Annotated in this window: 11 protein-coding genes; 3 read left to right on the top strand and 8 right to left on the bottom strand. The window is 62.9% G+C overall.

Features of this window, described 5'->3' with window-relative positions; genetic code table 11:
• Positions 1-7: 7 nt before the first annotated feature.
• The 8 genes from B7H23_RS12050 to B7H23_RS12015 all read right to left on the bottom strand — a co-directional run bounded on the left by B7H23_RS12050 (position 8) and on the right by B7H23_RS12015 (position 9,531).
• Entirely contained in the window at positions 8-1,210 is a 1,203-nt protein-coding gene (locus B7H23_RS12050) for an acetyl-CoA C-acyltransferase (protein WP_094077616.1), read from the bottom strand.
• A 41-nt stretch (positions 1,211-1,251) separates the two neighbouring features.
• Positions 1,252-2,490 (bottom strand): phenylacetate--CoA ligase family protein, encoded by a 1,239-nt coding sequence (locus B7H23_RS12045; RefSeq protein WP_094077615.1) that lies wholly within the window; start codon positions 2,488-2,490, stop codon positions 1,252-1,254.
• A 17-nt stretch (positions 2,491-2,507) separates the two neighbouring features.
• Positions 2,508-3,344 carry an ABC transporter ATP-binding protein gene (locus B7H23_RS12040; protein WP_094077614.1) on the bottom strand — a complete coding sequence of 279 codons (837 nt, stop codon included), beginning with the start codon at positions 3,342-3,344 and terminating at the stop codon, positions 2,508-2,510.
• Between the two features lie 78 nt (positions 3,345-3,422).
• Positions 3,423-4,664 (bottom strand): ABC transporter substrate-binding protein, encoded by a 1,242-nt coding sequence (locus B7H23_RS12035; protein WP_094077613.1) that lies wholly within the window; start codon positions 4,662-4,664, stop codon positions 3,423-3,425.
• Positions 4,665-4,783: 119 nt separating this feature from the next.
• Entirely contained in the window at positions 4,784-5,845 is a 1,062-nt protein-coding gene (locus B7H23_RS12030; protein ID WP_094077612.1) for a branched-chain amino acid ABC transporter permease, read from the bottom strand.
• A gap of 4 nt (positions 5,846-5,849) precedes the next feature.
• Positions 5,850-6,743 carry a branched-chain amino acid ABC transporter permease gene (locus B7H23_RS12025; protein ID WP_094077611.1) on the bottom strand — a complete coding sequence of 298 codons (894 nt, stop codon included), beginning with the start codon at positions 6,741-6,743 and terminating at the stop codon, positions 5,850-5,852.
• A complete protein-coding gene (locus B7H23_RS12020) occupies positions 6,740-8,668 on the bottom strand; it encodes an AMP-binding protein (protein ID WP_240535096.1) in 1,929 nt (642 codons plus the stop codon). The genes B7H23_RS12025 and B7H23_RS12020 overlap by 4 nt, the downstream gene beginning before the upstream one ends.
• A gap of 59 nt (positions 8,669-8,727) precedes the next feature.
• Positions 8,728-9,531: an ABC transporter ATP-binding protein gene (locus B7H23_RS12015; RefSeq protein WP_094077779.1), complete on the bottom strand. Its 804-nt coding sequence runs from the start codon at positions 9,529-9,531 to the stop codon at positions 8,728-8,730.
• Between the two features lie 245 nt (positions 9,532-9,776).
• Between B7H23_RS12015 and B7H23_RS12010 the strand changes: the two genes are divergently transcribed.
• From B7H23_RS12010 to B7H23_RS12000, 3 genes are all read left to right on the top strand, one after another.
• Positions 9,777-11,723 (top strand): hybrid sensor histidine kinase/response regulator, encoded by a 1,947-nt coding sequence (locus B7H23_RS12010; protein WP_158215832.1) that lies wholly within the window; start codon positions 9,777-9,779, stop codon positions 11,721-11,723.
• The gene (locus B7H23_RS12005; protein WP_094077608.1) at positions 11,720-12,460 is read left to right on the top strand and encodes a response regulator transcription factor; all 741 of its coding nucleotides are present in this window, start codon (positions 11,720-11,722) and stop codon (positions 12,458-12,460) included. Before B7H23_RS12010 ends, B7H23_RS12005 begins: the two co-directional genes overlap by 4 nt.
• Positions 12,461-12,613: 153 nt before the next feature.
• Positions 12,614-13,381 (top strand): alpha/beta fold hydrolase, encoded by a 768-nt coding sequence (locus tag B7H23_RS12000; protein WP_158215831.1) that lies wholly within the window; start codon positions 12,614-12,616, stop codon positions 13,379-13,381.
• The last annotated feature ends 83 nt before the right edge of the window (positions 13,382-13,464 follow it).

Genomic DNA, 13,464 nt, shown 5'->3' with positions numbered 1-13,464 from the left:
CGATCTGCTAGCCGACCATCTCGACCGCAATCGCCGTGCCTTCGCCGCCACCAATGCAGATGGAAGCGACGCCCTTCGACAGGCCGTGGCGTTTCAAAGCGCCGAGGAGCGTGACAATGATGCGTGCGCCGGACGCGCCGATGGGGTGGCCCAGCGCGCAGGCGCCGCCATGAATGTTGACCTTCTCATGGGGGATCGAGCGCTGCTGCATCGCCACCATCGGCACCACCGCGAAGGCTTCGTTGATCTCGAAGAGATCGACATCGTCATAGGACCAGCCGATTTTCTCAAGGAGCTTGTCCATCGCGAAGATCGGGGCCGTGGTGAACCAGCCCGGCTCGGCGGCGAAGGCGCTGTGGCCGACGATCCGGGCGATGGGCGCCGCGCCGTCCTTTTCGGCCTGCGCCATGGTGGACAGGACGAGCGCGGCCGCGCCATCGTTGATCGACGAGGACGACGCCGCTGTGATCGAGCCATCCTTGCGGAAGGCCGGGCGCAATTGCGGGATCTTCTCGGTCTTGATGCTGCGCGGGCCTTCATCACTGTCGATGACGGTTTCGCCCCGTCGCGACGAGACGGTGACGGGCGTCATCTCCCAGTCGAACCCGCCATCCTTGTTGGCCTTGGCGGCGCGATCCACGCTTGCGATGGCGTAATCGTCCTGGGCGTCGCGCGTCAGCTGATATTTTTCGGCGCAGTCCTCGCCGAAGGTACCCATGGAGCGGCGCGCGCCATTCGGCGCGATGTCATAGGCATCTTCGAGCCCGTCCAGCATCATGTGGTCGAGAACCTGACCGTGGCCGATGCGGTAGCCGCCGCGCGCCTTCGGTAGCAGATAAGGGGCGTTGCTCATGCTCTCCATGCCACCGGCGACGATCGTCTCGCCCTGGCCAAGCATCAGCGCGTCATGGGCGAACATGACCGCTCGCATACCCGAGCCGCAGACCTTCGAAATGGTCGTGCAGGGCGTCGCCTTGTCGATGCCGGCATGGATGGCCGCCTGCCGCGCCGGGGCCTGACCAAGGCCGGCGGGCAGGACGTTGCCCATGAACACCTCGTCGACGGCTTCGCCGGACGCATCGGCTTTCTTTAGCGCCGCATCGATGGCCGCCGTGCCGAGTTCGGTTGCCGAAACGCCGGCAAGCTCGCCCTGGAAGGCGCCCATGGGGGTGCGCGCCGCGCCGGTGATGACGATGGTCTGTGACGACATGGCGAAATCCTTTTACGGTTCGGCAGGGATGGCTGCTTCACTCATACGCCGAGCTGGCGACGGTCGTCCACGACCTTGCCGTCATTGGGAAGGCTGCCCGGCCGGTCGAAGACGATCTCGCCGCGAAGGCGGCATTCCGCGCGTAACGCCTCGGCCAGCTTTTCCGCCAGCCCGTTCGGTTCGGCCTCGGATTCCACATGCAGCGTCAGCCGGTCATGGCCTTCCTGCTCGGTGACGATCAGACGCGCCCGGTCGATGCCGCCGAAGGGTTCGATGATGCGGGCGACCTGGGCGGGATGGACGAACATGCCGCGCACCTTGGTGGTCTGATCGGCCCGACCCATCCAGCCCTTCAGGCGCGGCCCCGTGCGCCCGCAGGGCGAGGCCTCCGACATGAAGGCCGAAAGATCGCCGGTGGCGAACCGGATCAGCGGATAGAGCGGATTGAAGGTGGTGACGACGACTTCGCCGACCTCTCCTGGAGCTACCGGCGTTCCGGTGCCCGGACGGACGATCTCGACCAGCGCGTGCTCGTCGGTCATCATGCCGTCCGCCGGTCCGCCGCTCTCATAGGCAATCAGCCCCAATTCCGCCGTGCCATAGCATTGGCGCACGGAAATGCCACGTGCCTCGTACCATTCGCGAAGGTTCGGAAAGAGTGGTCCGCCGCTGACGAGCGCGCGTTTCAGGCTGGACGTGTCGAGACCGTTCTCGTCGGCGCGCTCCAGGATCGTTTTCAGGAAGTCGGGTGTGCCGACATAGGCGGTGAGACCGAGCTTGACGATGGCTTCGCCCTGCTGGTCAGTATTGCCGACGCCGCCCGGAAAGACGGCCGCGCCGACGGCCGCGCAGCCATGGTCGAACATGAAGCCCGCCGGCGTCAGATGATAGGCGAAGGCGTTCAGTACGCGGTCGTCCGCCCCGATGCCGGCGGCATGAAGCGCGCGGCCCATGCGCCAGTGTTCCTCATCGGCTTCCGGCTCGATGATCGGACCCGGCGACAGGAAAAGCCGCCGGAACTTGCCGGTATTCTGCGTCGCCAGTCCGCCGAGCGGCGGATGCTCGGCCTGAAGGGCCGGCAGATCGGATTTGCGCAGAACCGGCAAATCGCCTAGCGCGCGGCGATCACGGATGCCATCCGGATCGATCCCGGCAAGCGCGCGCTCATAGTAGGGCGCGTTCTCAACCGCGTGGGCGATCTGGATCCGCAGGGCCGAGAAGAGATCGGCCTCACGATCGGTTTCGGTTCGCGTCTCGAGCGCGTCGAAGAAATTGGACATGGGTTCCTCCGTTCGCCTCAAAGCCAGCGCTTGCGGCGGCGGAAGCTCTTGACGTTTCGGAATGAGCGGCGTTCGCCGCCGCCAAGGTAGAACTCCTTGACGTCCTCATTCTCGACCAGTTCGGCGCCGGTGCCGTCCAGCACGATCTTGCCGTTCTCCATGATGTAGCCGTAATCGGCCACTTTCAGCGCCATATTGGCGTTCTGCTCAACGAGCAGGATGCTGATGCCCAGTTCCTCGTTCAGGCGGCGGATGATGCCGAACACTTCCTTCACCAGAAGCGGCGACAGGCCCATGGACGGCTCGTCCATCATGATCAGCTTCGGCTTGGCCATCATGGCGCGGCCGATGGCCAGCATCTGCTGTTCGCCGCCGGACAGGTAACCGGCCAGGCCCTTGCGCTCCTGCAAGCGCGGAAAGAACTTGTAGACCTCGGCGATCTCCGCCTCGATATCGGCGTCCTTGCGCGTGAACGCGCCGAGCCGGAGATTTTCGCGGATGGTCATGTCCTGGACGATGCCGCGCCCTTCCATGACCAGAAAGATGCCGTCCCGGACCTTCCGGTCGGCAGCCATGCGGGTGATGTCCTTGTCGTTGTAGGACACGGTGCCGCGCGTGATTTCGCCATCCTCGGTGCGTAGAAGGCCCGCAATGGCCTTCAGCGTGGTGGACTTGCCAGCGCCATTGGCACCGAGAAGCGCGGTGATCTGGCCGCGGCGGGCATTGAGCGACATGCCGCGCAGCACGAGGATCACATCGTTGAAGACCACTTCGACATTGTTCAGCGATAGTATCGTATCGCCGGACGTAGCAGCCGGATCGTCTTTTTTCGGGGCGTCAGCGGTCATGGTCATGAGCGGTGGCTTTCCACTTGGCTTGCCAGAGGCGTGGCCGGCCGGCCCGGAGGGGCCGGCCGGATCGATGCATTCGTGTTACTGGCCGAGCCACTCGTCGCGGCGCGGCACGTCGATCTCGGCGATCTTCTCGATCACGGCTTCGCCGTCCTTGAAGGTTCCGGAATTGATCGTGACTTTCAGCAGGCCGCGATGATCCTCAGTGGTCCAGTTCGAGGGCGAACAGACGCCTTCCAAACCTTCCGGAACCCAGTCGGCCTTCTGGTACATGCCATCGCGGATGTTCTTGCCCTCGATGCCGCCATTGGCCTTGGCCCACTCCATGGCTTCCTTCATGTAGTAGGCCGAGCAGATGCCGCGAATGTAGTGATGCGTCGGACGGTCGCCGACCTGACCGCCGCCATTCTCGGCGATCTTCTTAACCAGTTCCATGCCCGGCACATCGGCGCCATAGAACGGGGTGGAGGACGGGAAGATCAGGTTCTGCGCTTCGGCGGCTTCCACGGTCTGGTAATCGCCGGCCCACGGGTTGCCCATATAGGTCGCGTCGACGCCGACGGTGTTGCAGCTCTTGATGAGCGAGACGACCGATCCGCCAAGATTGCCCATATAGACGTAATTGGCGCCGGTATCCTTGATCGTCAGGCACTGCGCCTTGAAGTCACCTGGCGCGAGTGGCACCACGACGGGCGGCGCAACATTGAAGCCCAACTCTTCAGCATAGGAGCCGCACGCCTCTTTCGGCGCGTTCGGATAGGGGTGGTTGTCACCGGTATGCACGAAGGTCGGCTTTTCGATGCCCTTTTCCTTGGCATCGTCGGCGGCCCACTGCACCAGCGCGCGGCAGGCGTCGGAATAGGACGGCCCGTAGAAGAAGTTGAAGGGCGCGGGAGATTTGGTCGTCGGATTCTTGCCGGTGGGATCGGTCAGATGCGCCGAATAGGAGGCTGAAACGGTCGGGATTTCGGCACGTGCGACGAAGGAAATCAGCGCCTCGGTATCGGCCGTGCCCCAACCCTGAAGGGCCACCATGTCGTTGCCCACCCATTTCTTGAACTGGGCGATCGCTTCGGGAACCTTGTAGGCGTAGTCGACCGTATCGAGTTCCACCATGGTTCCATCAATGCCGCCATCGGCGTTGATCTGCTTGAAGGCGTCGGAAACGCCCGGGCCATACTGCTTGCCGACAAAGGATGTCGGTCCGGTATAGTCCGCCAGCTGGCCGACGAGAACGCTGTCGTCCTGCGCTAGGGCCGCGCCGGACAGAATGGTGCCGGCCGCAAAGGCGGTGGCGAAGGTCAGTCTTGTGAGCGACGTCATGGTCGATCCTCCCAGTCGCGGTCTTGTTCGGTTCGGGATGGTGGCGGTGCCGCGAGGACCGCCGCGATCCTTGTCGCCGCCCCGTCACTCCCCAGACAGGGCGGCAATGGTCGTTCGTATCAATGCGAGAACGGGTAGAGCTTCCAGCTGGCGCGCATCATGCGCCAGCGGTGAACCAACCCTTCCGGTTCCAGCACGAGGAAGAGAATGATCGCCGCGCCGACGCTCATCTGCTTGATGTAGGCGGTGCCCTGCGCGATGGCCGGAACGACGGTCGCGACAGCATTGGCGAAGATCTCCATGGCCTGGGGTAGCAGCAGAATGAAGGCCGCGCCGAGCAGCGATCCCGATACCGAGCCCAGGCCGCCGATGATGATCATCGCCAGGAATTCGATGGACAGCAGAATGGTGAAGCCTTCCGCCGAAACGAAACCGAGATAGTGGCCGTAGAGCGCGCCGCCAATGCCGGCGAAAAAGGACGAGATGCCGAAGGATAGGATGCGGTACTTCGTCAGGTTGATGCCCATGATCTCGGCGGAAAGGTAATGATCGCGCACCGCGACCAGCGCCCGGCCGTCTCGTGTGCGGGCAAGGTTGGCCACGCCGACGAAGGAGACGATCACCCAGAAGAGGACGAGATAGAGATAGCTCGCATCGCTATCGAGTGCATAGCCGAAGAAGCTCGCCGTTTCGGCCAGCGAACCGTAGGTGCCGCCCGTGAACCAGTCTGCGCGAGCGAAGAAGTCCTGCAGGATATATTGCGAGGCCAGCGTCGCGATGGCGAGGTAAAGCCCTTTCAATCGCGCGGCGGGTATACCGAAGATCATGCCGACGGCCATGGTCATCATCCCGGCGAGGGGAATGGCCAGCATGACGGGAATGCCGTTACCGGCAATCCAGGCCGATGCGAACGCGCCGAAGCCGAAGAACGCACCGTGACCGAGCGAAATCTGACCCGTCATGCCGGTCAGAACATTCAACCCCAGAGCCGCGATGGCGTAGATGCCGATCAGGATCAGCTGGGACAGGACGTAGCCGCCGAAGAAGAGCGGAGCCAGCGCAACCAGCAGGATACCGCCAATGACAAAATAGGTCTCGTTCTTCGTCTTGAAGAGCGTGCGATCGGCCGCGTAGGAGACCCGGAAATCGCCGGTCGGTCTTGGATTGGGTACATGCGCCATCAGTTTACACTCGCTCGATGTCGGGCGTGCCGAACAGGCCGTAGGGTTTGATCATCAAAATGATGAGAAGGACGTAGAAGGGCGCCACGGAATACATGTTGCCGATCTGCAGATATTGGCCGTCGACGAATTCGGCGAGGTTCTCCAAAATGCCGATGGTGAGCCCGCCGATAATGGCGCCGACGATGGAGTCGAGCCCGCCGACGATGACCGCCGGGAACACCTTGATGCCGATGATGGCCAGCGAGTTGGAGACGGCGGAGACGAGGCCGATCACGACGCCAGCGATACCGGAGACCACCGCCGAGATGGCCCAGGCCATGGCGAAGACGCGGCCGACCGAAATACCGAGCGATTGAGCGATCTGCTGGTTCCAGGCCGTGGCCCGCATGGCCAGTCCCCAGCGCGAATACTGGAAGAACCAGAAGAACATTCCCATAACGACCAGCGACAGAACGAGGCTCATCAGATAGGCGGTTTCGACATTCAGCCCGCCGATCGACACCGTTGCCTGATCGAAAACCTGCGGAAAACGCACGGCGTTGTTGCCGAAGATCCAGTTCATCGTGGCCTGCATGAAGATGGACAGGCCGATGGTCGCCATGATGACCGAGATGACCGGTTCGCCGACGAGCGGCCGCAGCAGAATGACCTGCACCAGAATGCCGAATACCATCATGAAGACGAGCGAGAAGAGGAAGGCCAGCCAGAAGGGCAGACCCATCGACACGACCAGCGACAGGCAGACCCAGGCGCCGAGGACGACGAATTCGCCTTGGGCGAAGTTCACCACCTGGGTCGATTTGTAGATCAGCACGAAGCACATGGCGACGATGCCGTAGAGCATGCCGACGATGACGCCGTTGACGAGAAGCTGGAGGAGAAGTGAGGTGTTCATGCTGCCTGGCTCTCCGTCGGTTTGGCGTCCGGCGCATTGTCCAGCGTCTCGATCGCGAGCGTCGTGACGATGCGCTGTTTGGTGCCGTCCTGGAAGTTGATGACCGTATCGATGTCGACATGATCGGCGCCGGAATAGATACGTTCGATAATGTCTTCGTATTTCTCCGCGATCACGCTGCGGCGAACCTTCTTGGTGCGCGTCAGTTCGCCGTCGTCCGCGTCCAGCTCCTTGTAGAGGAGCAGGAATTTGGTGATGCGCTGCTGGGCCGGCAGGGTGGCGTTGACCTTTTCGACCTCTTCGCGCAGCAGGGCGTACACTTCCGGACGCGAGGCCAGGTCGGAATAAGTGGTGAAGGAAATGCGCCGCTCCTCGGCCCATTTGGCGAGGATCGGATAGCGGATGCAGATCATCGCGGCCAGATACGGCCGGTCCTTGCCGAGGATCACGGCCTCGGCGACATAGGTCGAGAATTTCAGCTTGTTCTCGATGAATTGCGGCGAGAAGCGCACCCCGCGCGAGGTCGTGGCGAGATCCTTGATGCGGTCGATCACGATGAGGTGCCCCTTATCGGTCAGATAGCCGGCATCGCCCGTTTCGAACCAGCCATCGTCGGAGAAGCATTCTTTGGAGGCTTCGGGATTGCGATAATAGCCGGCCATCATGTGGGGGTGGCTGACCAGAACTTCGCCGAGACCTTCAGAGTCGGGGTCGCGGATGGTCAGCGTGCAGCCCGGCATGGGAAAGCCGACTGTCTCGTAATCGACGTGACCGGCCTGGTGAACCGTATGGGCGCCGAGCGCTTCGGTCTGGCCGTAAAGCTGTTTCAGCGGCAGGCCCATGGCCTGGAAGAACCGGAACGTATCCGGCCCCATCGCGGCGCCACCGGTGGCGGCGGATTTCAGGCGCGAAAAGCCGAGCCGGTCGCGCAGATAGCGGAAGAGGAACCATTCCGCGGCTGAGGAGCGCTTGCCATTTTCCATGGCCGCCATGCCGCGCTTGACGCCCCAATGATAGATGCGACGCTTCCATGGCCTGGCGTCCATGATGCGCGCACGGATATCAGCGGCAACGGTTTCCCAGGCGCGGGGCGAAAGCAGGACGAAGGTCGGTCCGATCTCTCGCAGATCGGCCATCATGGTTTCTTCTTCTTCGGGGAAATTCACCTTCATCCGGGCCAGGAAGTTCCAGGCAACCGAATACATCTGCTCCATCACCCAGGAAAGCGGCAGGACGGCCACATATTCGTCTTCGGACCCGCGCGGATCGGCGCGCAGATAGATCGCGGCATGGCCGATGAAGGCGTCGCCCGTCCATTCGGCGAGCTTCGGATTGGAAGTCGTACCCGACGTCGTGCAGAGAATGGCGACATCGGCGCCATCGGTCTCGTCGACCATGCGGGACCAGAGGTCCGCATCGGCGTCCAGCAGCGCCTTGCCGCGCTCTTCCAGATCCTCGATGGAGATCAGGCGCGGATCGTCATATTTCAGCATGCCGCGAGGATCGGTGAAGACGATGGCCTTCACGCTCGGAATGGTGTCGCCGAGTTCGAGCAGCTTGTCGACCTGCTCTTCGTCTTCGGCGACGATCACCTTCGGCTTGGCGTAATCGGCGAGATAGCGGATTTCGTCTTCCAGCGCGTCGCGATAGATGCCGAGGCTCATGGCGCGGCAGGCATGGGCGGCGACTTCGCCCCAGACCCATTCGGGCCGGTTGTCGCCGATAAGCGCGACGACATCGCCCTGGCCGACGCCAAGATCGCGGAACGCAGCTGCCATGCGCGAAATGTGGCCCTCGACCTCGGCCCAGCTATAGCTGATCCAGATGCCGAACTCCTTCTCGCGCTGGGCGATCACATCGGGGAACAGCCGGGCGTTGCGTTGCAGGAGCTTGGGCAGCGTCTTAAGCTTTGCAGCTTCCTGCAGATCGGCGGAAGCCTGCGACCAGCCGATTTCGTCGCCGGATATTTTCAGGCGCGGCGCGTTCATGCTGAGGCCCTTTCCTGCTCTTCGGCAAGGGCGTGCAGCATTTCGTCATCCTCGCCGAGATAAGCTTTCTTCACATGCTCGTCGGCCAGAACATCCTCAGGCTGGCCGGCGGCGATCACCCTACCGAAATCCAGAACGGCCACGCGGTCGGACAGGTCGACGACGACGCCCATATCGTGTTCGATCATCATGATGGTCATGGCGAACTCCTCGCGAAGCGCCAGAATGAAGCGCGCCATGTCCTCTTTCTCTTCCAGATTCATACCGGCCATCGGTTCGTCCAGAAGGATCAGTTCGGGCTCGATCGCCATGGCGCGCGCCAGTTCGACCCGTTTGCGCAGGCCGTAGGAGAGAATGCCCGCCGACTCGTTGCGGACGTGCTGGATTTCAAGGAAGTCGATGATGGTCTCGACGTAGCGCCGCTCGTTCAGTTCCTCACGCCGCGCGCCGCCGACCCAATAGGCCATGCCGGTCAAAAAATTGTTCTTCAACCGGTGATGGCGGCCGACCAGAATATTGTCCAGAACGCTCATATGACTGAACAGGGCGAGGTTCTGGAAGGTGCGCCCGATGCCGAGATTGGCGCGGTCGTTGATCGAATGCTTCAGCAGATCGTTGCCGCGCCATTCGATCTTGCCCTCGGTCGGACGATAGCGTCCGGAGATGCAGTTGAGCATCGATGTCTTGCCGGCGCCGTTCGGTCCGATGAGCGAGAACAATTCACCCTTGCGCACATCGAAATTGACGTCGCTCAGCGCCTTCACGCCGCCAAACCGTAGTGAAACACCATCCACCCGCAGAAGCGTGTTGTCGTGATCCGCCAAACAGAATCCTCCCGTAGACGCCTAATGTGCGGGCCGGGCCCGTAAGGCCTCGTCCGCGTTCCTCCCTGCGCCGTGTTTCTACGCTCGGCAATAATTGTTTCCAGAGTTTTGCAGCCGACGCAATTGCCGGCAAAATCGCATTCGCCCTTGGGAGGGCTTTGCCAAAGGCGCTCTTCGCTGGCACGTTCCGGGCAGGAATGAGAGAGGAGGCCTGCGGCGCAATGTCCGTGGAGTTTTTACCCGATACGCTCGACATGCTGAAGGCGGGACTGGACCGCATTGATCAGGGTCTGACCCTGTTCGACGCCGATTTGCGGCTCGTCTTCGTCAATGAGCGCGCCTGCGATCTTCTCGATCTGCCCGAAGAGCTGAGCCGGCCCGGCACGCCGTTCGAGGCGCTGATCCGCTGGAACGCCATGCGCGGCGAATATGGCGCGGGCGAAGTGGAGGACATGGTGGCGGAACGGGTGCGCACGGCGCGTCTGTTCCGCAGCCACACGCTGGAGCGGGTTCGGCCGAACGGCGTGGTGCTGAACGTCTCGGGCTGGCCATTGCCCGGAGGCGGGTTCGCCACGCTCTATTCCGACATCACGGTGCAGCGACGTCGCGAACTGGAACTGGAACGACGCATTCTGAAACGCACGGAAGAGCTTCGGCAAAGCGAAGAGCGGCTCCGTTCCATCGCCAGCGAAGTACCTGCCGGCATCGCCTATCTCGATGTCGACGGCATCTTCCGTTTCGTCAATCGGCGGTTTGCGCGGGCCTATCAGCTCGACATGCACGATCTGGTCGGCAGATCGGAGCGCGACATTCTGTCCCCGGATACCTGGGCGCGGGTGCAACCCTTCTTCGCCCGCGCCCGAATGGGCGACGCGCAAACCTTCGACATTCCGATCCACTTTCCGGACGGGCGAACCCTGGAAACCCGCACCTTTCTGCGGCCGGACCGCGCGGCGGACGACAGCGTCAACGGCTTCTACGTGCTGACGGTCAACATCACCCGCGAGAAGATGGCGGCGACGGCCCTGGCACAGGCGCAGAAGATGGAGACGCTCGGCCAACTGTCATCGGGCATCGCGCATGATTTCAACAATCTGCTGACCATTATTCTCGGCAATCTCAAACCGCTCGCCGAGCGCATCGGCGACGACGATCTGCGCCGCGAGATGGTCGATCCGGCGATACGGGCCACGCGACGGGGCGCCGATCTGATGCGCCGGCTCCTGGCGGTGGCGCGGCGGCAGCCACTCTCGCCGGTGCCCATCGATCTTTGCGACTGTGCACGGACCATTGCCGACCTGGTGCGTCCGTCCATCGGCGAAGACACCGAACTCGTTCTGGATTGCGGGTCAGATACACCGCTTGCCCATGCCGACCCGGCCTTGCTGGAAACCAGCCTTATCAACCTCGTCATCAATGCGGCCGACGCCATCGGTGGACGAGGCACGATCACCATTGGCACGCAAGCCGGGATCGACGGCACGGTGGCCATCACAGTCTCCGACGATGGCGAGGGCATGGATGAGACGCGCCGGGCGCGCATTTTCGAGCCCTTCTATTCGACCAAGCCGGGACAGGAGAGAAGCGGGCTCGGCTTGACCATGGTGCAGGGCTTCGTCACCGATTCCGGTGGAACGATCGCGGTGGCGAGCGAACCCGGAGAAGGCACGGTTTTCACGCTGACCTTGCCGGCAGCCGATCTATCCGCCAACGCCAGCGGAGCCGAGCAGGAGGATGGCGTGGCCGGAGCGACGCCGACCTTTCCGCTGACCGGCAAGCTGGTGCTGCTGGTCGACGATGAAGAGGCCGTCCGCCATGTGCTGCGCCGCGATCTGGTCGCGTCGGGCGCGCATGTTCTGGAGGCGTCGAACGGGGCGGAGGCGCTCGATCTGCTCGAGGGCGTGCCGGGAATTGCCGCCGTGGTCTCCGACGTTTCCATGCCGGTGATGGGCGGGCTGGCTTTGGCCGTGGCCATCCGGCGCAGCTGGCCGACCTTGCCAGTGGCGCTGCTGTCCGGTTATGGCGCGGAGGCGATGGACGGGGCACTGCCGGCGGGCGTTCCGCTGATGCATAAACCCGTCGATGCAGCAGGCATCGCGGCGACCCTGGCCATCGCGGTCGCGCGGGTCGAGGAGATGCGCAACGCCGATCGGGAGACGATGAATTGAGCGGCGAGAACCTCATCTATCTGCTTGAGGACGAGCGCGATCTCGCCGATGTCTTTCGCCGCGCCCTGGAAGAGGCCGGGATGGAGGTGCGCCACTATCAGCGTCTTTCGGCTTTCCGCACCGCGCTCGGCGATGAAACGCCGTCGCTTTGCATCATCGATCTCGGGCTGCCGGATGGCGACGGTCTTTCCATTCTCGGCGAGCGGCTGGGCGCGGCGGCCATTCCGACCGTCGTCGTCAGCGGCCGGGGCACGCTGGACGACCGCCTGAAAGGACTGGAGCAGGGGGCGGACGACTATCTGCCAAAACCGGTCGAACCGGCGGAGCTTGTCGCCCGCGTCAAAAGTGTTTTGCGGCGCGCACGCCATGTCGCATTGCCTGCCGAGACGGAGGGCGGTTCCGGCGGTAAACATGCTGTTGCCCGGTTTGCCGGCTGGCAGGCCGACTTCACCACTTATGAGCTGACCGGGCCGGACGGGCGGGTGCAGTCGCTTTCCAAGGCCGAGGCTGAGATCCTGCGCGCCTTCCTGAATGCGTCGGGCCGGGTCATCACGCGTGATTTCCTTCTGGAACGCCTGTTCGCCAGCGGCGAGGAGCCGTTCGACCGCAGCGTCGATGTGCGCGTTTCCCGGCTTCGCAAGAAGCTGAACGACACGCCGAAGACATCGAATCTGATCCGGACCGTCTATGGCGCGGGCTATGTGTTCGCCAGCCCCGTGGAGTGGGCCGGCCCCTAGATTGTGGTCACGAAGCGCGCATCCGGCAATGTGGTCATCGCGGTGGTCCCAATATGGCGCGTGATCATGTACCGATTATGCCCGCAAATGCGTTATTGGCGGACATTGCGACGCATAAGTTCCCTTCCAAAAGTTGCCGAAAAGGACTCTCCGATGCTCTCCTGTTCGTTTCATGACAAGTCCGACGCGGCGCCGATGATCCTCTATCTGCACGGTCTGGGAGTTGCGGGATGGAGCTGGGACCCGGTGATCGGAGCGCTGCGCGAATATGGAGCGGTCGTTCCCGATCTTCCCGGCCACGGCGGGAGCTGCGACACGCAGTGGCGCTCCCTCGACGATACCGCCGCACGCGTAGCGGAGTTGGTCGACAGTTTGCCGGAGGATCGGCCACTGCATCTCGCCGGCCATTCGCTCGGCGCCTATGTGGGTCTCATACTCCTCACCCTGCGGCAGGAGCGTTTCGCCAGTGCCGTCCTATCCGGGTTTCATGTCACGCCACCACCGCGCCCGAACCTCCTGAAGCTCGCCTATGTCGTCAATGGTTTTGTCATTAGGGTGCCGCCACTTCTGCGGCGTTTTGCCGCCGTGTTCGGTGATGAAGCGGTTCAGAAGCGCTTTGTCGAGGGAGCCGGGGCGATATCGTCGCGGACGATCCGTCGCGCCGGCATTCAGGTCGTCGAATTTAAGCCGCCCGCCAGGCTTGAAGCGCTGAGCTTGCCTCTTATGGCGATTGCCGGGGAAGCGGAGCCCGAAGCGATCCGCTTCGCTCCTGACCGGCTCTCACGGCAGTTGCCGAACGTCTATCCACGTATTCTGCATGGTCGCGACCATATGTGGCCCATAAAGGAGCCGCAGACATTTGCCGATGCGCTAAGGGCGCATGTCAGCGGCCAGTCCGAAACATGGGCACCGGTCGCGTAAACGGCTCAGGATGACGTTTAGTAATGGCGTATTCCCCCTCGCAGGCAAACCGATAGGCTGGCGGCAGGAACGTCGCGGATCGC

It is taken from the genome of Notoacmeibacter marinus, from assembly GCF_002238045.1.
Lineage (GTDB): Bacteria > Pseudomonadota > Alphaproteobacteria > Rhizobiales > Rhizobiaceae > Notoacmeibacter > Notoacmeibacter marinus.
This window is presented reverse-complemented; position numbering and strand designations above follow the sequence as displayed.

Coding starts and splice junctions, on each gene's coding strand:
- B7H23_RS12035 (WP_094077613.1), bottom strand. CDS start 4,664: ATGACGTCGCTCACAAGACTGACCTTCGCCACCGCCTTTGCGGCCGGC.
- B7H23_RS12025 (WP_094077611.1), bottom strand. CDS start 6,743: ATGAACACCTCACTTCTCCTCCAGCTTCTCGTCAACGGCGTCATCGTC.
- B7H23_RS12040 (WP_094077614.1), bottom strand. CDS start 3,344: ATGACCATGACCGCTGACGCCCCGAAAAAAGACGATCCGGCTGCTACG.
- B7H23_RS12030 (WP_094077612.1), bottom strand. CDS start 5,845: ATGGCGCATGTACCCAATCCAAGACCGACCGGCGATTTCCGGGTCTCC.
- B7H23_RS12045 (WP_094077615.1), bottom strand. CDS start 2,490: ATGTCCAATTTCTTCGACGCGCTCGAGACGCGAACCGAAACCGATCGT.
- B7H23_RS12010 (WP_158215832.1), top strand. CDS start 9,777: ATGTCCGTGGAGTTTTTACCCGATACGCTCGACATGCTGAAGGCGGGA.
- B7H23_RS12050 (WP_094077616.1), bottom strand. CDS start 1,210: ATGTCGTCACAGACCATCGTCATCACCGGCGCGGCGCGCACCCCCATG.
- B7H23_RS12000 (WP_158215831.1), top strand. CDS start 12,614: ATGCTCTCCTGTTCGTTTCATGACAAGTCCGACGCGGCGCCGATGATC.